Origin of the sequence: Pseudomonas sp. MF6776, from assembly GCF_016613125.1 — a bacterium.
GTDB lineage: Bacteria > Pseudomonadota > Gammaproteobacteria > Pseudomonadales > Pseudomonadaceae > Aquipseudomonas > Aquipseudomonas iridis.
On sequence record NZ_JAENSQ010000004.1, the window covers coordinates 332,000 to 355,188 of the forward strand.

16 protein-coding genes are annotated in these 23,189 nt (G+C 57.5%); 3 read left to right on the top strand and 13 right to left on the bottom strand.

The window, feature by feature from the left end:
* Window positions 1-13: 13 nt before the first annotated feature.
* Together JJD74_RS06920 and metE are read right to left on the bottom strand one after the other, a co-directional pair.
* A complete protein-coding gene (locus JJD74_RS06920) occupies window positions 14-1,048 on the bottom strand; it encodes an alpha/beta fold hydrolase (protein WP_047302916.1) in 1,035 nt (344 codons plus the stop codon).
* Window positions 1,049-1,204: 156 nt separating this feature from the next.
* Window positions 1,205-3,517, bottom strand: coding sequence for a 5-methyltetrahydropteroyltriglutamate--homocysteine S-methyltransferase (gene metE / locus JJD74_RS06925; RefSeq protein ID WP_200612505.1), 2,313 nt, complete (start codon window positions 3,515-3,517; stop codon window positions 1,205-1,207).
* Window positions 3,518-3,629: 112 nt separating this feature from the next.
* Here metE and metR point away from each other — a divergent pair, with 112 nt between their 5' ends.
* Window positions 3,630-4,547 (top strand): transcriptional regulator MetR, encoded by a 918-nt coding sequence (gene metR, locus JJD74_RS06930; protein ID WP_200612452.1) that lies wholly within the window; start codon window positions 3,630-3,632, stop codon window positions 4,545-4,547.
* 107 nt (window positions 4,548-4,654) lie between these two features.
* On the opposite strand, the gene JJD74_RS06935 is transcribed toward metR, so the two are convergent.
* Genes JJD74_RS06935 through JJD74_RS06945 form a run of 3 tightly spaced genes read right to left on the bottom strand, consistent with a single transcriptional unit; the run spans window position 4,655 to window position 6,258 of the window.
* Complete coding sequence (locus tag JJD74_RS06935) at window positions 4,655-5,161, bottom strand: GNAT family N-acetyltransferase (protein WP_047302918.1); 507 nt, start codon at window positions 5,159-5,161, stop codon at window positions 4,655-4,657.
* Entirely contained in the window at window positions 5,161-5,799 is a 639-nt protein-coding gene (locus tag JJD74_RS06940) for a LysE family translocator (protein WP_200612455.1), read from the bottom strand. The genes JJD74_RS06935 and JJD74_RS06940 overlap by 1 nt, the downstream gene beginning before the upstream one ends.
* Before the next feature lie 24 nt (window positions 5,800-5,823).
* Complete coding sequence (locus JJD74_RS06945) at window positions 5,824-6,258, bottom strand: NUDIX hydrolase (protein ID WP_200612458.1); 435 nt, start codon at window positions 6,256-6,258, stop codon at window positions 5,824-5,826.
* 284 nt (window positions 6,259-6,542) lie between these two features.
* Between JJD74_RS06945 and JJD74_RS06950 the strand changes: the two genes are divergently transcribed.
* Window positions 6,543-8,162: an FMN-binding glutamate synthase family protein gene (locus JJD74_RS06950; protein WP_042560769.1), complete on the top strand. Its 1,620-nt coding sequence runs from the start codon at window positions 6,543-6,545 to the stop codon at window positions 8,160-8,162.
* Between the two features lie 62 nt (window positions 8,163-8,224).
* Here the strand turns inward: JJD74_RS06950 and JJD74_RS06955 are convergent, their stop codons facing one another.
* From JJD74_RS06955 to JJD74_RS06990, 8 genes are all read right to left on the bottom strand, one after another.
* Window positions 8,225-9,643, bottom strand: a complete 1,419-nt coding sequence (locus JJD74_RS06955) for a glycosyltransferase family 39 protein (protein WP_200612462.1) — start codon at window positions 9,641-9,643, stop codon at window positions 8,225-8,227.
* Window positions 9,644-9,686: 43 nt separating this feature from the next.
* Window positions 9,687-10,628, bottom strand: a complete 942-nt coding sequence (locus tag JJD74_RS06960; RefSeq protein ID WP_200612465.1) for a lysylphosphatidylglycerol synthase transmembrane domain-containing protein — start codon at window positions 10,626-10,628, stop codon at window positions 9,687-9,689.
* Window positions 10,625-11,365 carry an SDR family oxidoreductase gene (locus tag JJD74_RS06965; protein ID WP_200612467.1) on the bottom strand — a complete coding sequence of 247 codons (741 nt, stop codon included), beginning with the start codon at window positions 11,363-11,365 and terminating at the stop codon, window positions 10,625-10,627. Before JJD74_RS06965 ends, JJD74_RS06960 begins: the two co-directional genes overlap by 4 nt.
* Window positions 11,362-12,678, bottom strand: coding sequence for an FAD-binding oxidoreductase (locus JJD74_RS06970; protein ID WP_200612470.1), 1,317 nt, complete (start codon window positions 12,676-12,678; stop codon window positions 11,362-11,364). The genes JJD74_RS06965 and JJD74_RS06970 overlap by 4 nt, the downstream gene beginning before the upstream one ends.
* Entirely contained in the window at window positions 12,675-14,099 is a 1,425-nt protein-coding gene (locus JJD74_RS06975; protein ID WP_325166963.1) for a UbiA family prenyltransferase, read from the bottom strand. Before JJD74_RS06975 ends, JJD74_RS06970 begins: the two co-directional genes overlap by 4 nt.
* A gap of 41 nt (window positions 14,100-14,140) precedes the next feature.
* Window positions 14,141-14,503 (bottom strand): GtrA family protein, encoded by a 363-nt coding sequence (locus tag JJD74_RS06980; protein WP_047302938.1) that lies wholly within the window; start codon window positions 14,501-14,503, stop codon window positions 14,141-14,143.
* 197 nt (window positions 14,504-14,700) lie between these two features.
* Entirely contained in the window at window positions 14,701-16,122 is a 1,422-nt protein-coding gene (locus JJD74_RS06985; RefSeq protein ID WP_042560776.1) for an amino acid permease, read from the bottom strand.
* A gap of 336 nt (window positions 16,123-16,458) precedes the next feature.
* Complete coding sequence (locus tag JJD74_RS06990) at window positions 16,459-19,641, bottom strand: dermonecrotic toxin domain-containing protein (RefSeq protein ID WP_200612475.1); 3,183 nt, start codon at window positions 19,639-19,641, stop codon at window positions 16,459-16,461.
* A 290-nt stretch (window positions 19,642-19,931) separates the two neighbouring features.
* Between JJD74_RS06990 and JJD74_RS06995 the strand changes: the two genes are divergently transcribed.
* Window positions 19,932-23,063 (top strand): transglycosylase domain-containing protein, encoded by a 3,132-nt coding sequence (locus tag JJD74_RS06995; protein WP_200612477.1) that lies wholly within the window; start codon window positions 19,932-19,934, stop codon window positions 23,061-23,063.
* Window positions 23,064-23,189: the final 126 nt, after the last annotated feature.

A 23,189-nucleotide genomic window follows, 5' to 3' on the forward strand; every position in this document is an offset into this window, starting at 1 on the left:
GAAGGTAAAGCGGCTACAGCAGATTCCGCCCCACCACCGGCTCAATCTGCGCCCAATGCGAATTGTCTTCACGATGCGCCTGCAAATACGGCAATACCGCCGCCAGCAACGGTTCCTTGAACGCTTCCTGAAACCGGTGGGCCAGCCCCGGAATCAACCTCAACTGACTGCCGCGAATGTGCGCGGCCAAATGCACGCCATGCATGACCGGCAGCAGCGGATCGGCCGTGCCGTGCACCACCAGCGTCGGCACGCGCAACTGATTGAGCAGCGCCACCCGACTCGGCTCGGCCAGTATCGCCATGATCTGGCGCTTGACGCCTTCCGGATTGAACGCGCGGTCGTAAGAAGCCGCCGCTTGCTGCAGCAATGCCTGGCGATCATCGCTGACCGCCGGGCTGCCGAGTGCCGCGAGTAAATCTGCCTGCTGCTCCAGCGCCATTTCTCGGTTCGGCGCACCGCGTCGCGCCAGCAACTGCACCAGCGCCGCGCTGGGCGCCGGCAAACCTTCAGCGCCGGAACTGGTCATGATCAGCGTCAGACTCTCAACCCGCTGCGGCGCCATGGCCGCCATGTGCTGAGCAATCATCCCGCCCATGCTGGCGCCCAGCACATGGAATTGCTCGACATGCAGGGCCGTCATCAGCCCCAGCGCATCGTCGGCCATGTCGGTCAGGCTGTACGGCGCCGCCACCGGCAGACCGAGCTTGTATCGCAGCACTTCAAAGGTCAGGTTGGCCTCCGCCGGTGCCTGACGCCAGGTCGACAGACCCACATCACGGTTGTCATAGCGAATCACTCGAAAACCCTGCTGACACAGCGCCTCGACCACTTCGTCCGGCCAGTGGATCAATTGCCCGCCCAGCCCCATCACCAACAACAATGCCGGATCCGAAGCACGGCCAATGCTCTGGTACGCCAGGCTGACCTGCGCCAGATCGACACGCTCGGTGGGCACATTCACATCGCATCGCGACGCCGCAGAGGCCGGCACGCCGAAAAAAATCGCGGCCAGAACAGCCGCGATCGAAAACCATCCCTTCATCATCAAAAACACCGAAACACAGAACCCCAGTAGAGCGCGAGTCTGATGAAGTTTGTACAAGCGCGCTGCCACAGTTACGTGACAGTTTGATGAAGAGCGCCGAGCGGTCATCCGGGTCGGGCGCAGCCTCCGACCTCTAATCGATCCTGTGGGCGAGTGTCAGGCCAGTTGACTGCGCAACTGCCGCGCCGCCGCCACCATGTTCACCAGTGCCGCTTCCGTCTCCGGCCAGGCGCGGGTTTTCAGACCGCAATCAGGGTTGACCCACAGACGTTCGGCGGGAATGCGCTGCACCGCTTTGCTCATCAACTTGACCATCTCGGCAGTGTCCGGCACCCGTGGCGAGTGGATGTCATAGACGCCGGGACCAATGTCATTGGGGTAGTCGAACGCTTCAAAGGCCTCGAGCAACTCCATGTCCGAACGCGAGGTTTCGATGGTGATGACGTCGGCGTCCATGTCGGCGATGGCCTTGATCACGTCGTTGAATTCGCTGTAGCACATGTGCGTGTGAATCTGCGTTTCATCCTTCACACCAGACGCCGTCAGACGGAACGCCTCGACCGCCCAGTCCAGATATTCCTGCCATTGCGCACGCCGCAGCGGCAGGCCTTCGCGAAACGCCGCTTCGTCGATCTGCACGATCTTGATGCCGGCGTTTTCCAGATCGACCACTTCATCGCGCAGGGCCAGCGCCAGTTGCTGCGCCTGAATTTTGCGCGACACGTCCTCACGCGGGAACGACCACATCAGCATCGTCACGGGGCCGGTCAACATGCCTTTCATGACCTTGTCGGTCAGGCCTTGAGCGTAAGTAATCCAGTCGACTGTCATGGCGTGCGGTCGGCTCAGGTCACCGTAAATCACTGCCGGTTTCACACAGCGCGAACCGTAGCTCTGGACCCAGCCGAACCGCGTAAACAGGTAACCGTCGAGTTGCTCGGCGAAGTACTCGACCATGTCGTTGCGCTCGGCTTCACCGTGTACCAACACGTCCAGTCCCAGGCGCTCCTGAATCAACACGGCGTGGCGGATTTCACTGCGCATGGCGTCGTGGTAATCGTTGGGCGACAGCTTGCCCTGCTTGAACGCCTGACGCGCCAGACGGATCGCACCGGTCTGCGGGAACGAGCCGATGGTGGTCGTCGGGAACGTCGGCAGCTGCAGACGCGCCTGTTGCTTGGCGATGCGTTTGGCAAACGGCGAATGACGCTGACTGTCGCCGGCATTGATCGCCTTGATCCGCGCCTGCACATCTGCCTTATGAATGCGTGGCGACTGCGCACGGCTGGCGTGAACAGCCCGGCTCTCGGCCAGCGCAGTTTGCACCTTGGGCGCCTGCGGATCGTTCAGCGCATCACGCAACACGGAGATTTCGCTGCACTTCTGCACGGCAAACGCCAGCCAGCTTTTGAGTTCCGGATCGAGTTTGTCTTCACGCTCGACGTCCACCGGACTGTGCAGCAACGAGCAGGAACTGCTGACCCACAGGTTGTCGCCGAAACGCTCCTGCGCCGGTTGCAATTGCGCCAGCGCCTGCTCCAGTTCGCAGCGCCAGACGTTGCGACCGTTGACCAGCCCCACCGAGAGAATCTTGTAGGTCGGCAGGCGATCGAGCACCTGGCCAAGTTGCTCCGGCGCGCGCACCGCGTCGATGTGCAGCCCCTGCACCGGCAGACCCACGGCCAGACCCAGGTTGTCTTCAAGGCCACTGAAATACGTCGCCACCAGTTTCTTCAGCGGTGAATACTGGAGGATGTGATAAGCGCGTTCGAAGGCGCTTTTCCAGGCTTGCGGCAGGTCGAGGGTGAGGATCGGTTCGTCGATCTGCACCCATTCCACACCTTGCTCGGCGAGGCGCACGAGGATTTGGTTGTACACCGGCAGCAGGCGCTCGAGCAGCTCGAGTTTGTCGAACTCGTCACCTTTCGCCTTGCCCAGCCACAGGTAGGTCAGCGGGCCGATGATCACCGGTTTGACGTTGTGGCCCAGCGCTTTGGCTTCTTCGACTTCATCGAACAACTGGTTCCAGCTCAGCTTGAAGGCTTGATCAGCGCCGAATTCCGGGACGAGGTAGTGGTAGTTGGTGTCGAACCACTTGGTCAGTTCTTGCGCGTATTGAGTCTTGCTGTGCTCACCGCCGCAGCAATGACTGGTCGCACCACGGGCCATGGCGAACAAAGTGTCGAGGGTTGGCAGGCCGCGCTCGTCGCGCGCGTTGTCGAAACGTTCGGGGATCACGCCAAACATCAGCGAATGAGTCAGCACCTGGTCGTACCAGGCGAAGTCGCCGACCGGCAGCAGATCGATGCCGGCGTCTTTCTGCAATTGCCAGTGGCGGGCGCGCAGTTCACGACCGACATGATTCAGTTCGGTCTGATCGAGATCACCCTGCCAATAGGCTTCGAGGGCTTTTTTCAGTTCACGGTCGGCGCCGATGCGCGGGAAACCAAGGGTGTGGGCCACGGCCATGTCGAGTGTGCTCCATTGCATAAAAGATGGCGCCATTGTCGACAGTCAAACCAACATGAGACAAACTCAACCTTTTCGTGTTGATCACAAGTTTTCCTCATGGAGCCAGCCGGTGCTTGAAATCCGTCACCTGAAAACCCTGCACGCCCTGCGCGAAGCCGACAGCCTGGTCGATGCCGCCGACCGTCTGCACCTGACCCAATCGGCACTCTCGCACCAGTTCAAGGAGCTTGAAGAACGGCTGGGCATGCAGTTGTTCGTGCGCAAGACCAAACCGGTGCGCTTTACTAGCGCCGGCCTGCGCCTGCTGCAACTGGCCGACGCAACTCTGCCTCTGCTGCGCGCCGCCGAGCGTGACATCAGCCGCTTGGCCGGTGGCACGGCCGGGCGTTTGCACATGGCGATCGAATGCCACAGTTGCTTCCAGTGGCTGATGCCGACCATCGACCAGTTCCGCGATGCCTGGCCGGAAGTAGAACTCGACCTCGCATCAGGCTTCTCCTTCGCGCCGCTGCCGGCCCTGGCGCGTGGTGATCTGGATCTGGTGGTGACCTCCGACCCGCAGGAAATCGCCGGCATCACCTATGTGCCGCTGTTCACCTACGAAGCCATGCTCGCGGTGGCCAATCAGCATTCGCTGGCGAGCAAACCGTACATCGTGCCCGAAGACTTGCTGACTGAAACGCTGATCACCTACCCGGTAGAGCGCGACCGACTGGATATCTTCACCCGCTTCCTCGAACCGGCCGACATCGAACCGGCGCAAGTGCGCACCTCGGAACTGACGGTGATGATGATGCAACTGGTCGCCAGCGGCCGTGGCGTCTGCGGCATGCCGCACTGGGCGCTGCATGAGTACAGCTCGCGCGGTTACGTGAAAGGCAAGCGGCTGGGCGAGAAAGGCTTGTTTGCCACGCTGTACGCAGGGATACGCGCCGACATGCTCGATGCGCCGTACATGCGCGACTTTTTGCTGACGGCCAAGGACACGTCGTTCTCGACACTGGACGGGGTGAGCGCCGTGCGCTGAAACGCTGAATCAAAAGATCGCAGCCTTCGGCAGCTCCTACAGGATTTGTGTTGCATACATGTCCTGTGTAGGAGCTGCGAAGGCTGCGATCGGACGAGCTTTTGATCTTATTTTCTGGAGAGCTCACACCACATGTGGATCTTGTCGAAGTAGTCTTCGCCTACCCGCACCGCCAGCGGCTCAAGTCCAAACTGGATAAAGCCGCAGCGCTGATACAACGTGAACGCTGCGTCGTTGCCAGCGGTCACCGTGAGCTGGACAAGCTTCAGCTCGGGATGATTGTGCGCCTCGGCCAGTGCCGCTTGCACCAGTTCAAATCCCAAACCGTGCTGACGAAAATCCGCCGACACATACATGCCGAACAGTGTGGCCTTGTGTCGGGCCTTCTCGCGTGGCTCGAATGCCAAACCGACAATGCCAGCCAGCGTGCCACCCTCGAATGCGCCGAGCACCACATCGAGCTTGCTGGTCAGGCGCGCCTCCCACCAGCTCAACGGCATCACCGCGCGTTCACGCACGCTTGAGGTGAATGCCTGCGGATGACGGTCGTAGGCTTCGAGCATCAGTTCCCGATAGGCCAGGGCATGGCTGGCGTCCAGCTTTTCGATCCACATCACTCGGCTCGCCGCTGCTCAAGCATCAAGCGAATGGCCAGACCGCCCAGCACCAGGCCCATGAAATAACGCTGCACCGCGAGCCAAGTCGAGTTGCGCACGAACCACGAAGCAATGCCCGCCGCAAACAGCGCAATCAGCAGATTGACGGTGAAACTGACGCTGATCTGGGTCAGGCCGAGGATGAGGCTTTGGATGAACACCGAGCCGTGTTCAGGGCTGATGAATTGCGGAAACACCGAGAGATAGAACACCGCAATTTTCGGGTTCAGGGCACTGGTGAGAAAGCCCATGGTGATCAGTTTGCGCGACGAATCCGGCGGCAACTGCCGGGCTTCGAACGGCGAACGCGCGCCGGGTTTCAGCGCCTGCCAGGCCAGCCACAGCAGGTACAGCGCACCGGCCCACTTCAACACTTCATAAGCCATTGGCACCGCGAGAAACACAGCGCTAAGACCGGCAGCAGCGGCAAACATATGCACAAAGAAACCCGCGACCACACCCAGCAACGACGTGACGCCCGCCTTGCGCCCCTGACAGATCGAACGCGAGATCAGATAGATCATGTTCGGCCCCGGAGTGAGGACCATCAGCAACGCGGCGGCAGCGAAAATCAGCAAGTCTTGAAGCGGGATCATGGCGGGCGTCCCTTGCGTTAATGATCAGGCGATTCTGGTCAGCGAGGCTCGATAAAACGGCAGGATCAGGTCGCGTGTCAATGGCGCCAGTTCGAGCGCCGGATCAGTGGCCGGATCGACCCAGACGACCTCTTCGATTTCAGCCGCCGGGGAGACTTCGGCATCGATGGTCAGTTGAAAGATTTCTGCCTGTACGACAAATCCCGGTTCATTGGCGGCAGGAGCTGAAAACTGGCCAAGGAACGTTGCCTGTGTGGGATCGATGACCAATCCCAACTCTTCTTCCAGCTCACGGGCCAGTGCCTGCACCGGCAACTCATCGGCTTCGATCTTGCCGCCCGGTTGCATGAACGCCCTGGTGGCGCGTTTGCGTACCAGCAAGGTCTGGCCGTCGGCGTTGAGTAACAGCGCGGCGGCAATGTGGATGATGCGAGGTGAAACGGCGGATGCACACGTCATGGGTCAGCCACGGTCCTGGAGAAAAACCGCAAGGATCCCATGCCTGCCCCGCCAACGTCACCTCACATGCCATCACCCTTGTTCCTGTAGCGCCCCTTCTACTTCCTCCACGGGGATATTTCGGTACGCAGCGAACTCGGGACTGGCACCACGTTCCGTGTGCTGTTGCCGCTGCGTCAGTCTGTTGCCTGACGCCGAAATAGTCAGTAAGTCTCCCTGTTCACGGTTTCTACGTTGGCGCAGAATCCCTGCCTGCCCTACAAAGTCCGAACCAAGGAAACCGTATGAGCCTGTCCCTTCTGAGCCGCTACGCCTTCTTTGCCGTCTGCGTGATTTTCACCCTCGCCAGCCTGCCTTTTCTCGAACATGACTGGCTGTGGCCGATCACCGCCGTCACTGGCGTGCTAAGCCTGCTCGGTCTGTTCGATCTATTGCAAAGCCCACACGCGGTACGCCGCAACTACCCGATTTTGGGCAACATCCGTTATCTGGTCGAAGGCATCCGCCCGGAGATTCGTCAGTATTTGCTGGAGTCCGACAGCGACGCCCTGCCCTTCTCGCGCGCCCAGCGTTCACTGGTCTACTCGCGGGCAAAAAATGAAAGCGCCGACAAACCATTCGGCACGCTGATCGATGTGTACCAATCCGGTTTCGAATTCATCGGCCATTCGATGCGTCCGGCGCCGTTGAGCGACCCGAGCAGTTTCCGCGTCACCGTCGGTGGTCCGCAGTGCACGCAGCCTTATTCGGCGTCGGTGTTCAACATCTCGGCGATGAGCTTCGGCTCACTCAGCGCCAACGCCATCCGCGCGTTGAACCAGGGAGCGAAGCTTGGCAACTTTGCCCACGACACCGGCGAAGGCAGCATCAGCCCGTATCATCGTGAACACGGCGGCGACCTGACTTGGGAGCTGGGCAGCGGCTATTTCGGTTGCCGCACCAGCGACGGTCGATTCGACCCGGAACGCTTCGCCACACAGGCGCAGAACCCACAAGTACGCATGATCGAAATCAAGATGAGCCAGGGCGCCAAACCGGGCCACGGCGGCATTCTGCCCAAGCACAAAGTGACCAAGGAAATCGCTGAAACCCGCGGCATCATGATGGGCGAAGACTGTGTGTCGCCGTCACGCCACAGCGCGTTTTCCACGCCGCTGGAGATGATGCATTTCATCCAGCAACTGCGTGAACTGTCCGGCGGCAAACCGGTGGGTTTCAAATTCTGCCTCGGCCATCCGTGGGAGTTCATGGGCATCGCCAAAGCCATGCTGGAAACCGGCATCCTTCCCGACTTCATCGTCGTCGACGGCAAGGAAGGCGGCACCGGCGCCGCTCCCGTGGAATTCACCGACCACATTGGCGTGCCGATGCGCGAAGGGCTGCTGTTCGTGCACAACACGCTGGTCGGTTTGAATCTGCGCGACAAGATCAAACTCGGCGCCAGCGGCAAAATCGTCAGCGCCTTCGACATCGCCAGCGTGCTGGCCATCGGCGCCGATTGGGCCAACTCGGCGCGCGGCTTCATGTTCGCCATCGGCTGCATCCAGTCGCAGAGTTGCCACACCAACAAATGCCCGACTGGCGTCGCCACCCAGGACGCTCTGCGCCAACGTGCGCTGGTCGTGCCCGACAAGGCGCAGCGGGTCTACAACTTCCATCGCAACACGCTCAAGGCGCTGGCAGAAATGCTCGCCGCCGCCGGCCTCGATCACCCCTCGCAACTGTCGGCCAAGCACCTGGTAAGGCGCATGTCGGCGACCGAGATCAAGCTGTTCTCGCAGTTGCATGTATTCCTGAAACCCGGGGAATTGCTCAGCGGGGAAGTGAACGGCGAGTTCTATTCGCGGATGTGGCAGATGGCACGGGCGGACAGTTTTGAGCCGCAGGAAGTGGCAGTGGCTTAGAGTCCAGACGGAGTGCCATATTCAACCGTTTGGTACTTCGAGCGTAAATTCGCAAAGCGACTTTACCGGCGCTCAGGTGAATTGACGCTTGCACAATATTGCAGAACGGCCGAATTCTTGAATTCGGCCTTATCTTTCAACTCCACTGCGAACACATTGGGATAGTTATTGATACGTTCTCTGTCCCATTGATCAGCAATCATGAAAAAGCACGTCGGTGCCGTACCGGTGGCCAAATCACGCTCAATAGCATCAAGACCTGTCACATCGATTGGGGCACCTAACAATTTAAAATAGGTGGCATGCAACGTATCCCACCTGGCATACACAGGAATATTTTTTCCACTGTTGATAATTTCAAGCGCCGGAGACCTCAAATCATGTTCAAGTCTCAGAGACTCAGCCAGGTCAGATCTCGTTAAAAAACAAGCAATAGAGACCACTACCATGAAAACTAGCACTACCCCCTTTGCAAAACAGTCCTTTATCCGTCCGACGCCATAAGCCACGATAACCAGCATTGCAGGGACAAATACAATAACATTCTTGATGGACAGTACAGGAGTAGAAAACAAAGACTTCACATAAGCAATTGAATATCCAACAAACCACCAACTCAACAGCAAGGATAATGACATACGCTCCCTGTCATTTTTTATCAACGAGTCCAACCCTACAAATAAAAACACAAGACTCAATAATGCCGCAGATGGATCGCCAAAGGGCCACAACAATGAATCCAATATAAAACTGCCATCAGGCACCGGAATCCACGTATCGGTCTTCTTCAGATTTTTCAATATATAAATGAATATTGGAATGATAGAGACCAGAATAAAAAGACCTGCCCCTCCACCAAGAACGAATAGACGCCTGTCGAATCGTGGCCAACATGATAAATAGATTAAAAATATGGCCTGACTCATAACAGGCAAAAAACCAAAATAATGAGTATTCACCAGCGCCGCGCACGCCACCGCGTACCATAGCGCAGTTGAAAACTTTCTCTTCTTTACAAGATCAAAAAACAGCACAAAAGAAACAACCGTCAACAACACTAAAAGCTCGTAAGAACGAGTATTTTGAGAAAACACTATCAGAAAGAAATTAATCGCTGAAAAAAGTGCAGCCAACAACCCTACTTCCACACAATATAACTTACGCCCCAAAACATACATCATCGGAATGACTGCTACCCCCAAGACCACTGAGAATACTCGCCCCACCATTTCGCCATAGCCAAAAACCTTATAAATCCCCCAAAGCAATATTTGATATAGCGGAGGATGAACATCCTCAACGGTTCTGTGAAAAACCGTATTGAAATCATTCTCCGGATCACTGGCCCACGCGCTGAACAGTTCATCCATCCACAAACTTTTTTCGAAAAGCTGATAACTTCTAAGCATCGCACCCAAAACGATGATAGCCCCTAATAAAATATAAACACCCCTCGATTCCCTTTTTATAAAATCACGCATAAATCCCTCTCAACGTTCTAAATTAAGTAGCCTTTGACCGGTATTATTCTTTTATTTGAAATAAAACGACGCTCCCCAACCCCACCGCCAACCACAACGTCACCAACCGCAGCAAAACCGTCGCCGCAATCGCATCCGGCAACGCAACACCACCCGACACCAGCAACGCCACCATCACCGCCTCGGCACTGCCCAACCCACCGGGCATGAAACTCAAGGCACCGGCCAACATGGAAACGGCATAAATGAATACCGCGAATGTCAGCGGTATATCCGCGCCCATGGCATTGAGAATCGAGTAAAACGCCAGCGCTTCCAGCCCCCAGGCAAAAAGACTCAACAGCGTAGTGCCAACCTGGCGGCGCGGGGTGTAGCAACTGTGGGACTGGTGCAACACTTGAACGACGTGGCGCAACAGGCGAGGGAGCCAGCCGCTGCGTTGATCCATCCGTCGATCAAGGGCACTGACAAGACTTGGACGGGACACCAGCAATATGCAGCACGCCAATAGCACCAGACAGGAGATGATCATCGACAGCCATTCGGGATGCGCGCTCAGGCCGAACAAGGCCAATACCACCATCGCCAGAAAATCCGACAGGCGCTCACTGAACAGCGCAGCAAAACTGTGTGAATAAGGCACCTCCCAGCGCTTGAGCAAAACTCCGCGCAACGCCTCGCCAGCCTTGCCGGGGGTCGTAGTCAGTGCAAATCCCGACAGATAGATTTTCAGACTCGGCCACCAGGGCAATGGATGGCGCAGAGCATTGAGGTAGACCTGCCAACGCAAAAAGCGCAGACCGTAGCCGAGTAGCACCAGCGCGACGATTTGCCCACCCGTCCACCACCCCACTCGAGTGACTGCCGCGCTCACGGCCGGCCACCCGCCCCACAGGGAAATCGCCAGATACGCGAGGGCGGAGCAGACCACTGAACCGATCAGAACCCGATAGCGCCACCCGGAAAGCATCAAGGCCGGCTTCATAGATTCAGCCTTTTGAAAATCGGCTGCGGTATGGCCCGAATCAACCACATGATCCACGCCCAGAATCCGGGCACATAAAGTACCGCTGTCCTGCGTTCGACACCTGAGACGATTCGTCGGGCAACGCTATCCGGTTGCGCCACCAGCAGCGCCGGCAGCGCCAGCCCTCGAGTCATCGGCGTATCGACAAAACCGGGCTTGATGGTGATTACGTGCACACCCGATTTGAACAAGCGCGCGCGCAAGCCTTCGCAAAAAGCCGTAACCGCCGCTTTGGCTGCGCCGTACAGATAGTTGGAAGGACGTCCGCGATCCCCGGCCACCGAGGAAATGACCGCTAACGTACCGCGATGCTGGGCGGCCATCTGGTTAGCCAACAGGGTCAACAGGGCAATCGTTGAACTGCCATTGTTGGCGAATTCCCTTTCGGCCATCTCAACGCTTTGTTCGCACTCGCTTTGATTCGGCAAGGAGCCGTAGGCGATCAAACAGATGTCCACCGTCTGCAACGCCGCCATACAGCTCTCGAACATGAGGGCGTGGCCGGCGGTATGGCTGACATCCATCTCATACGAAGTCACCGTTCTCGCACCTCGGGCCTGCAGATCGGCGCAGGTTTGCTGCAGCTTTTGACCATCCCGGGCGACGAGAAAAAACTCGCTCCGTTCAGCCGCCCAAAGTCGTGCGCATGCACTGGCGATGGCTGAAGTGGCGCCTACAATCAGAATCTTTTTCATTGGAGAACTCGCTGCCAGAAACGGGAAATCAGGGCCGGGTCGCGCATTGCTTCCACTTGTTCCCAAGCGGGATAGGCTTGGCGAAAATCCCTGCCGCTCATGTGCGCATCCTTGGCCGGGTACAAACGGCCATGCGCTTCGCGGACGATGGAGTCGAGACGCGGCAGAAGTTTTTCCGTCAGAGCATTGTTCTGCGGGAAATCCAGTGCCAGTGAGGTGCCAGGCATTGGAAAGGACAGCAACCCGGGGGAAGCCATATCGCCACAACGTTTGAGCACCGCGAGAAAAGAGCCGGTACCGCTGCGGGCGATAGCGTTGAGAAGTTCGGCCAATGCCGCCTGCGCCACCGCGCTTGGCAATACACACTGAAACTGCTGGAAGCCTTTGCGCCCGTAAATCCGGTTCCAGTGCTCGATACGATCCAGCGGATAGAAAAACGGGCTGTAGGCGACCGTCTGACATTGTCGGGTCGCCGGTTGCCGCTTCCAGTAGTGACGATTGAACAGTTTCAAAGTGAGCGGATTGATCAGCGATACCGGCGGCCGAATCGGCATGTGCAGCGAACGCGGGACTGCGGCCTGAAGCGCACCCGTTTCACGATGATCCCCGGCGGTGAAGACTCCGCGCCCTTGCGCACTGCCTCGGGCCAGACAATCGATCCACGCGACGCTGTATTCGTGCCGGGCATCCATTTCGGCCGACAGGGCAAAGAAATCATCCAGTCCGTCAAAGCGCACCCGCGTGGTGTCGATCAGACTCGACTGAATCTTGCGCAAGCGCAGGGCGACCCAAGTGATGACGCCCGTCAGTCCCAAGCCACCCAGGGTAGCTGCAAACCACTGGGGATTCTCTGTGGGGGAGCAGACCATCGGCGGTTGCATGGATCGGTGTAACCCAAAGCTCACCACCGAATGGGCAAACGTACCGCACCGGTGATGGTTCTTGCCGTGCACGTCATTGGCCACGGCTCCGCCCAGCGTGACATGCCGCGTCCCGGGCGTGACCTGTAAAAACCAGCCCTGCGGGATGGCCAGTTGCAAAATCTCGCCCAAGGTCACTCCGGCCTCGGCGCAGATCTCACCGTTCTCCCAGTCAGCCTCGATGAAGCGACTCATGGGACGTAACTGCAACACATGATCACTGACGGCCAGACAGCTGTCGCCATAGCTGCGGCCACTACCGAACGGCAACGTGGTGCCGTGGGTTTCGATCAACTGATGCCACTGTGGCCCCACCTCAGTTTGCCAATGGCATGGATGGCCGGTTTGCGGGGTATGGGGATAGGCTCCCCATGAGGTCAGCAAAGACTTCATGCGGCCACCCAGAAAATCAGGCAGAACAACACGCCCATCGCCAGACTCAAGCGATCGCGCAGTGCAAACACCACCGGGTCGTCATTCATTCGGCCGCGGTGGGTGAGCAGCCAGATCCGGGTGATCCACAACAGCAACACAGGGCAGGCCAGCCAGATCCATCGAGGATGTGCATAGAGCGCAGTGGTCGCGCTGTCATGGATATACAGCGCCAGCACCATGACGGTGAGATAACCGGATGCAGCGCCCAATGATGAGAGCATGGCCAGATCGGCGGGAAAGTAATCCCGGCCACCGGTTTTCCCGGTGATACCACTGTGCAGGGCGACCAACAGTTCGGCATAACGCTTGACCAATGCCAGACTCAAAAACATGAACATGGAGAAGGCCAGCATCCAGCCAGTCAATTCCAGTCCAAAAGCGGCGCCACCGGCAATAATGCGCAGGGTGTACAGCAGCGCCAGCGTAATCACATCGAGCGCCATCAGCCGCTTCAACACCAGTGAATAAACGAGTGTCAGCACGTAATAGCAGGCGAGCACCGCTACGAATGACCGAGGCAGCCAAATCCAGGCGCCCGTGAAGGACACCAGCAAAAGCAAAGGAAAAACCATCAACCCGGACTTGATCGACAAAGAGCCACTGGCGAAGGGTCGATGACGCTTGGTTGGATGCTTGCGATCATCGGCAAGATCGAGCAGGTCATTGAGGACGTAGACACCCGATGCACACAACCCGAAAAACACGAAAGCCAGCACGCCGTGCCAAAGCTGCAGCGGATGTGCCAGTTGATGGGCGGCGAGCAGAGGGACGAAAATCAACGCATTCTTCATCCATTGATGAATGCGCAAGGCTTTGGACCAACTCCTCAATGTCGTCGCGTCAGAGCGGATCACCTGAACAACGTTGCCCAGGTGCCGAATGGCAAGCGCAACGCCCGGTAACGGATTGACGACAAAGGCTTGCCTGGCCGAGCGCCATATCGGCAGGTCGTCAAATGAATTACCGACGTAGTCGAATCCTCCCTCGCCATACGACGTCACCAGAACATCACGTTTGTGCGTCCCTGACAGGTTTCGCTCAAGGGTCGTCCCCAAAACCTCATCGAATACCTGAAGGTGCTCGGCAATGCGCACTGCCAATGAGTAGTGGCTGGCCGTGGCGAGGACTATTTTTCGGCCGCTGTTGCGTTGTGCCTCAATCATCCAGAGCACGTCGGGATCGTAGGGCAAGGTTGCGACGTCGATGTCCGTCGATTGCGCTAACTGCTCTTTCAAATACGCTTTGCCATGAGTCAGCCAGGCCAGCGGTTTCAGACATTGCAAAGGCTTGCTGCGCACAAAGGCCATGGCGCATTCGAACAGCAGATCGGACTTGAGCAGGGTGCCGTCCAGATCGACCACGAAGGGTTGTGAAGTCACGCAAGACTCGGACGCTGGCGGGCAATCAGTCACTGATACGTTCATGCGCGACGCACCCGAAACAGTACAAAGCGGAAAAAGCAGTACCCCGACAAAGTATTCATCAGCGAAAAAACAGCCACCGTCACCAAGCCGGGAAGATGACGGGCATCGGCAATCACGCCCACGCCGAAACTTAACGCGCCCATCACGACGATAAACATCAGGTAGGCGAACACCGACGTTTCTCTCTCGAACCTGTAAAGCGCGTTCACATAAAACGAGAACGATGCGGCCACACAGAACGCCGCAAAATTGCTGGCGGCCTGGTCGAGGCCGACCGCTATGTAAAGCACGAAGAATATTTGCCAATGGATAAACGCATCGACCACGCCGATCACGCCGGTTGCAGAGAATCCCTTCATAGCCTTGCTGCCCTTTCCGTCTGGCGGGCTTTCAAGCTAGGCCTTGGCCTGTGGGCCTGTCTACTGTCAGAAATTACAGGTACGAGGGTGAATCCGACCAACGGTCGTGCCTGCTTTACCCGTGCAGTGACCGGGCATCTTCCCAAAAAAAAGCCCCAATCTCTCGACCGGGGCTTTTGTGTTTCAGCGCTTACAACTTACGAAGCCGAACGCACCGCACCTTGCGACACATTGGTCGGTTGTAGCTTGAACACGTAGAACAACACGGTCAGTAGGACCAAAAACGCCGGGCCCACATACAGCGCTACTCGTGTGTCCGGGAAGTACGCCATCAGGCCGACTACCAGCACCAGAAAGGCCAGCGCAAAGTACGAACTGATCGGGTACAGCCACATTTTGTATTTAAGTGCGGCGCGTTCGCTGGCGCTCAGGCCTTTGCGGAATTTCAGCTGCGCCAGCAGGATCATCACCCAGGTCCAGATCGCGCCGAATGTCGCAATCGAGGTTACCCAGACGAAGACTTTTTCCGGCACCAGATAGTTGAGCAGCACGCCCAGCAACAATGCACCGATCGACAGCAACAGTGCACGACGCGGCACGCCATTGCTTGCGGTCTTGGCGAAACCGGCCGGCGCCTGGCCGTTCTGCGCCAGGCTGTAGAGCATGCGCCCGGTGCTGAAGATGCCGCCGTTGCACGACGACAGCGCAGCGGTAATCACCACGAAGTTGATGATGCCGGCGGCAGTCTTGATGCCAAGACGCTCGAAAGTCATCACGAACGGACTGCCCTGGGTGCCGATCTCGTTCCACGGATAGATCGACAGAATCACGAACAAGGCGCCGACGTAGAACAGCAGAATCCGCCAGAACACCGAGCCGATGGCGCTGGGGATGGTCTTCTGTGGGTTCTTCGCTTCACCGGCGGTCAGGCCGATCATTTCGACGCCGAGGTAGGCGAACATGACCATTTGCAGGGACATCAGCACACCGGTCACGCCGTTGGGCATGAAGCCGCCGTGGGCCCACAGGTTGGAAATCCCCAGTGCCACGCCGTCATTGCCGAAACCGAAAGCGATGATGCCGATGCCGCCGATCACCATGGCAATGATCGTGACGATCTTGATCAGGGCGAACCAGAATTCGAATTCACCGAAAGCCTTCACCGCGATCAAATTGATCGAGCCCATGCTGACCAGCGCCGCGAGGGCCCAGATCCAGCGCGGGACATCGGGGAACCAGATGCCCATGTACACCGCGACGGCGGTGATTTCCGCGACGCAGGTCACCAGCCACAGGAACCAGTAGTTCCAGCCAGTGAGAAAACCCGCCAACGGACCGAGATAATCTTGCGCATAGCGACTGAACGACCCGGCCACCGGGTTGTGCACGGCCATCTCGCCGAGGGCGCGCATGATGACCAGGATCGCCAGACCGCCAAGAATGTAGGAAATCATGATCGCAGGGCCGGCCATTTCGATGGCTTTGGCCGAACCGAGAAACAGACCGACGCCGATACAGGCACCGAGCGCCATCAGGCGAATATGCCGTTCGCCGAGTTCGCGTTTGAGCGGACCGCCGTTAGCGGTTTCGCCGTGAGGCAGGTGATTGCCAACTGGCATAGGGATACAACCTCGTCTTGTTATTGGATATGACCACCGAGAGTCGAAGCCTCGGCCGATAGGCCTTGGCTTGAATGAAACCGCGCCTGCTTCGTGGGCGGACGCGTCTCGCAGGACAACCTGCGAGATCAGCGGGGCGTGCAGTATAAAAAGCTTATGGCAGGGCTTTTCACTCTATAAATCACAAGATTCAGCGCAAGGTCTCGCATTAACAGCAGATGATGACAAACATCACCTGAGACCTGAGGGAAAGCTCGCCGCCAAAACGGCGGCGAGTATTGCACAACAATGGTGCAGCGTCATTGCCACACCCGTCATGAAACAACGGCGAGACGGCTACGCTTTTGTGGAAGTGAGGCGTCCAGGAGAGAGCGCCGTGACCACTTGTTTGGTCATGGATTTTCGGACCATTACTCGCTCGAACACCGTGGCGCGGGATGCCGACTGCCCAAACAGGCCCGGCCTGGCAGTGGAGTAGCGGGAGATAGTCGGCGTGCCCAAGATGGCCTGATAGTGGATATTCCATACGCCGCTCTTGCGTTCATATTTCATAAAGGCAAAACCACCCAACAGGGTGTCGAGGTTACTGTTTTGATCCGCGACGATCCCGTAATCCCGATACTCCATGGCTGCACTTTGGCCCCAGCCATGCTCGCGGGCCGCAAGCTTGTTGTACTGCGCATCTTCCTTGCCGCCTTCAACATGCCTGACGCGCAGCAGATTTTCCTCAAGTTGATCAACCACCAGTGAGCAACCCCCGAAGCCTGGGGTGAATACGTGATCGGGTTCACCCCACCCTGGATTGGCCGGTATATCGACATACCCTCCCTGAGGTGCCCAGAAACCTGACACCGCATTGGATTGGTCAGGTATTTCACCGGCACCGATGTCGACAATTTTGATCGCGTTGAACTCGCCTTTCACCGCTGCGGAGTATTTGACACGCTGCATCTCGAAGACAAAGCTGGCGCCTCCCTGCCGATTTGCCAACTGAGCGCCGACGTTGCTCGAGTAGCGAACTCTTACAGGAGAAAACAAATCCGTATTGATCGGTAATCGTGAAAACTCCGAGACCGACAACGCACTGTTGATCTGAGTACGTTCGGCAATGAATGGCACGTCATGACGGGGCCCCCAATCAAGTGGGATACCTTCCGCGCCACGCTGTACACCGGTCGCGATAACCGGATCCCAAAGACCGTTCGGCAGTCGTTCACGGGTCAATGACGGGCTGGCCGTCGCCAGTATTTCGTCAACAATCTCACCGACAAAATCCCCGCTCACGGTGTCGCCGATGACCTCGCCCTCAACGTCAGCCTCCGGGTGACTGCCGCCGCGCAGAGACAGTGGCTGCCATTGGTCCGCAGCGACTTGTATGAGCCGCGCTCCCTGAGCCCGATTGGTATGGGGATCGACGATCACTACGTCGACGATGTCGCTGTTGATCAGGAAGTCGGACCTGACCTCGTACACAGCCACCTTGCCTCTGACGTCGACATTGCGAATGAAAAAGCGCCCGTCGGCACTTCTACTGATGCCTTTGGCGCTCGGGGTCAGATCGCCAATGTCGGACGGTTTGATGGCATACCGACGAAATTCGTCATTGGCAAAGCCCATGGACTTCGCTGCGTCCGGTTTCGGCGAGCGGGTAAGCGAATGGTGCCATTGACCCGCCTCATCCTGCTCAAGGAACGGCTGGTAGGCCTCTGGATTGCTCGGATGAGCGATCCGTGACTGCCCGCTGAGCGGCTCGACGACTTTCTCGAAAACCGCATCATCCAGCCGAATGTAATGCTTGCCATCAACCCGATATTGCCCCAGCGCATCAGGCTGCAAACCTTCCAGCGACACATGGCTGCGATAAGGCGCAAGGTCTGGCTTCCACAACCGCTTTTGCCCCGCGGCGGCTTCAATCGCGGTGAACTCCGTATGCAGGCCGACAAACAAAGGCAGCGTCGCCACGCTGACTCCGATGTTTTCCAGCAGGTCGGTGATGTGCTCCCACCCTGCCTCCTTATCGCCCTTGCTCAACGCCTCGAAACCCTCGAGCAATTCGTACATCAATTGCACGGCCGAGATACTCAGCATCACCACACCCAGCGGCGGTACGGCGAAGGACAACAAATTCAGTGCGACCAGGCCAACGTCCAGAAGTGTTTCGAGCAGCGAGTGAGCATCGCGCCCATCGGCATCTTCAGTGGACACGATCGCGTCGGCGGCATCCTGAAAAATCCGCTTGTCGAACTCCCTGCGCAATGTTGTCCACAGGTCGTAGTGTTGCGCCCATTCATCTCCGGAAGGGTCCAGTACCCTGAACTGCAACAGGAAGTCGAAGTCCTTTTTTTGCTGGCGAATACGGTGATCGTAAAGCGGCACGGCGCCACTCGGAGTTGGAACATCTTCGGTAAAACTGTAGTAAAACTTCGCTCGATCCTTATGGCGCATGAACCGACTGAAGAATTGCTGATAAGCCGACGGCGCCTTGGCGGGATCACTTTCGGCGCGTCGTAAAAACTGCTCGATCAACCGGGTCTTGAGCTGCGTTAGCGTTTTGTAATGCTTGACCGGATGATCGGGATCATCAGGGATGTAGGCAATGAAATCGTTTTTGACATAGCCGTCGACCGTTGGTAACAAAGCGTCCAAGACACCTTCGTCATCAGGGTCGGCGATTTCGAACATGATGCAGCTGTGGACAGGCATGCCCGTGAAATCAAGACTCCGATACCAGACAGGTTTTCCATCGATCCTTACGTTTTTGTCACCTTCGACGATCGCCACCAGCGCGTCATGGTGCTTGTGCTCGATATCCTTTTTGCACAGAGCAACGTAACTCGCGGCCTTCAAAGCCGATTTCTGATAAACCACGAACCGATCATTCAGGCTTTCTCGCCCATGGGGCTCATCCCATTTCAATGCCGCCCTTATATGCGCCTGGTATTTTTTACCCAAATCGAGCTGACGGCATATACCAACGAATGCGTTAACATCCAGTTTGATATCCATCACCTTGCCGTCTAAGTCGACGGTAAAGCAGTTGGGAAAAAGGAAGTGCACCCACATATCGGCTTTCGGAAAATTATGTAACGCCGCTTCCAACAGTGTGACACTCGACAGGTTTCTGTTATCCCCCAGTTGGCTGACAGACAGATTTACTCGAACTTTATTTACATCGACGTCCAACCCCACTTTGTCCCTGATAGCCTTCCTCAGCAGAGGCGCAGCAAACTCATGCGCCGCGTTGACGGCGTCCATGCGCTCGTTGAATGCGGTGTGCGCGATAACAGCATTGTCGATGAGCTGATGCGCATCAGTGCGCTGTCTGGCCGTCAGGCTGGCTAACCAGTCAGGCGGTTCTACCGGGACCTTTTTCAACATGCGCAGATTATCTTTCGACATTTGCTGTATCGATAAAGGCGTGACCGAACTAACAACTTCATAGTTTTCAGCGAGCGCAGATACGTGACCACTTTTGGTAACACCAACAGCCGATACCGGAGAATAGCGAGTTACAAACATACAACTTTCCTTGTTCATCGAATTGAGTAGCGAGTGAACAACGAAACTTTCCAATCACATAGCACGCGTATGTAACCAGAACCAACCAAAAAACAAGAAACAACTTAAAAAGTTACACCTGCAATAACTTTCGACACCTGCGTATCAGATCATCACAGGCGCGTCACTGTCGGCGATGAGACTGAGGCTCGTTCGCGACTGTTGTGAACCTCACAATTTTTTCACCAGCGCCAACCACCGTCTAAGCTTCAGACAAGTCCGATCAATCTGCGTGAATGGATCAATCGACTATGGGCGCTTTGTGGCAAACCGATTCGAGTAAAGCCGTGGTTCCGACTGAACGTGTGGATGATCAAGCGCCTGTCCCTGAAAAACCCCGCCGTAGCCGGCACGGGTGGAAGGCTTTCTGGTTGTTGCTGCTGATTATTGCGGTGGTGGTAGGGCTGGGTGCGTCCAAAGAGATGCGCACCTCGCGCTTTCAATCCCGTGAACTCAGCCAATATGCCGCCTCGCTGACCTACAAACTGGAACCTGGCCCCAGTGAAGCGATTCGCTATCCGGGCAATGGCCCGTTCGATTTGCGCCTGGGTTACAGCTCACTGGATGAATTCCTGCCGCGCCTGATCAAGCGCAATTACGTGATCACCGAACAGACACGTTTTTCACCCGCCCTGCTCAGCTACACCGACAAAGGCCTGTTTGTGCCTTTTTCCGAGAAGATCCAGGCCGGGTTGTCGATCACCGATTGCCGCGCCGCGCCGCTGTACAAGTACAACTATCCGCAACAACTGTATTCGAATTTTGCAGCGATTCCGCCGGTAGTGGTCAGCAGCCTGCTGTTTATCGAAAACCGCTTTCTGCTCGACCCCAAACAACCGCTGGCCAACCCGGCAGTGGATTGGCCACGGTTCGGCATGGCCGCCTGGTCACAAGTGGCCAAGGTGCTTCACCTGCCCGGGCAATCGGCGGGTGGCAGTACGCTGGCGACGCAACTGGAAAAATATCGGCACTCTCCTGAAGGCCTGACGGCGTCCGGCGCCGAGAAGATCCGTCAGATGATTTCCGCCAGTGTGCGTGCATATCAGGACGGTCCGCAAACCCTGGGTGCACGGCAAAACATCATTCGCGATTATCTGAATAGCGTGCCGTTGTCCGCCGTACCGGGCCACGGTGAAGTGCACGGCATGGCTGAAGGTTTACGGGTCTGGTACGGCACTGATTTCGCCAAGGCCAACGAGCAGCTCAATAGCCCGCAGACCGATCCGAAAACCACGGCCGACAAAGGCCTGGCCCTGCGCGAAATGCTCTCGTTGATGATCGCCCAGCGTCGCCCATCGTATTATCTGACCAGGGGCCGGGAAGACCTCGCCAACCTCACCGACAGCCATTTGCGCCTGCTCAAGCAGAGCGGCGTGATCGACAGCGCGTTGGCCGATGCTGCACTGGCCAGCACCGTCAGCTATCGCGACTGGCAGACCCAACCGACGATTCAGCCAATCGAAACCAACAAAGGCATCAGCGCTGCCCGCAGTCGTCTGGCGAGCATGCTCAACCGGCCCCTGTACGACCTCGACCGCCTCGACCTGTCGGCCACCAGCACCTTGCAAGGCGAGCTGCAAGCCCAGGCCACCGCCTACCTGAAGAAACTCGCCGACCCGGCCTACGCTGCCGAAGTCAGTTTGCTCGGCGAACGCTTGCTGACGCCGACCAGCACCACTCAGGTGCGCTACAGCTTCACCCTGTTCGAGCTGACCCCGGACGGTTCACGCGTACGGGTGCAGACCGACAGCACCGACCAGCCGTTCGACATCAACGAAGGCAGCAAACTCGAATTGGGCTCGACGGCGAAGATGCGCGTCCTTACCACCTACCTGCAAATCATCGCCGAGTTGCACGACAAGTACGGCGCCATGGGCGTGCCGGAACTGAAAAAGGTCGAGGTGCCGGAGCAGGATCGCCTGAGCCGCTGGGTTGTCGATTACCTGATCCAGAACAAGGATCACGATCTGTCGAAGCTGCTCAGTGCAGCACTGGATCGCAAATACTCGGCCAGCCCCGGTGAGGCGTTTTTTACCGGCGGAGGTCTGCACACGTTTAACAACTTTCGCAAAGAGGATAACGGTCGCCTGCCGACCCTGCGCGATTCCCTGCGCGAGTCGATCAACCTGCCGTTCATTCGGCTGATGCGCGATATCGTGCGTTACACCACCTATTCCGGTCCCAACAGCAGCGCCGAGTTGCTCAAGAATGATAGTGACCCACGGCGCCAGGAATACCTGGCGAGTTTCGCCGATCGCGAAGGCACTTCGTTCCTGCTCAAGTTCTGGAAGAAATACCGTAACAAAGACACCCAGGCGCGGCTCGAAACCTTCCTAGACAGCATGCGCCCGACCCCGATCCGCATGGCCGCCGTGCACCGTTATCTGTTGCCGAACGCCAGCCAGGAAGACTTCAACACGTTCGTGCGCTCACACCTCAAAGGCGCCAAGCTCAACGAGAAACTGACCGACGACCGCCTCATTCGCCTCTACGACGCCTACGGCCCGGGCAGCTACGATTTGCCCGATCAAGGCTTCATCGCCAAGGTCCATCCGCTCGATCTGTGGCTGATCGGCTATCTGCTGAATCATCCGGACGCGACCTTCACCCAGATCGTCAAGGCCAGTCAATTTGAACGTCAGGAAGTTTACAGCTGGCTGTTCAAGAGCAAGCACAAGGGCGCGCGCGACAGCCGCATCCGCACCATGCTCGAGATCGAGGCGTTTCTTGAGATTCATCAACGCTGGCAACAAGTCGGCTACCCGTTCGATCACCTGGTGCCGTCGCTGGCCACCGCCATCGGCAGCTCCGGCGACCGACCGGCAGCGCTGGCCGAACTGATCGGCACCATCCTCAATGACGGCGTGCGCATGCCGACCCTGCGGATCGACAGCCTGCATTTTGCCGCCGACACCCCTTACGAAACGCGGCTGGTCAACGATCCGCACGTTGGCAAACGCGTGATGCCATCGGAAGTCGCCACGGCGATGCGCGAAGCACTTTCGCAAGTGGTCGACGCCGGTACAGCCAAACGTCTTTCCGGCAGTTTCAAACTCGCGGACGGCACCCCACTGGCCATGGGTGGCAAGACCGGTACCGGTGACAACCGTATCGAAGCCATCGGCTCGGGTGGACGCGTCCTCAGCTCTAAGTCGATCAACCGCACCGCGACCTTCGTGTTCTACATCGGCGATCACCATTTCGGCACTCTCACCGCATTCGTTCCGGGGCGTTCGGCGGAGAACTTCAAATTCACCTCGGCCTTGCCGACGCAAGTGCTCAAGGGCATGGCGCCGATTCTCACGGCGTATCTGCAGCCGGGTAGCGACTCTCAGTGTCGCCCGGTTGAGAGTTCAAGCGTTGCACGCCTGGAGCAACACTAATTGGCGCGCCGGCAGGTGGTAGCCAGTTATTTTTCAGATTCAAATACTCAACGGATAAACGGGTAAAACAGCCGCTGAAGCGGCAACTTTTAGACTATTGTTTTGCCCTCCAACGGATAGGCTGGT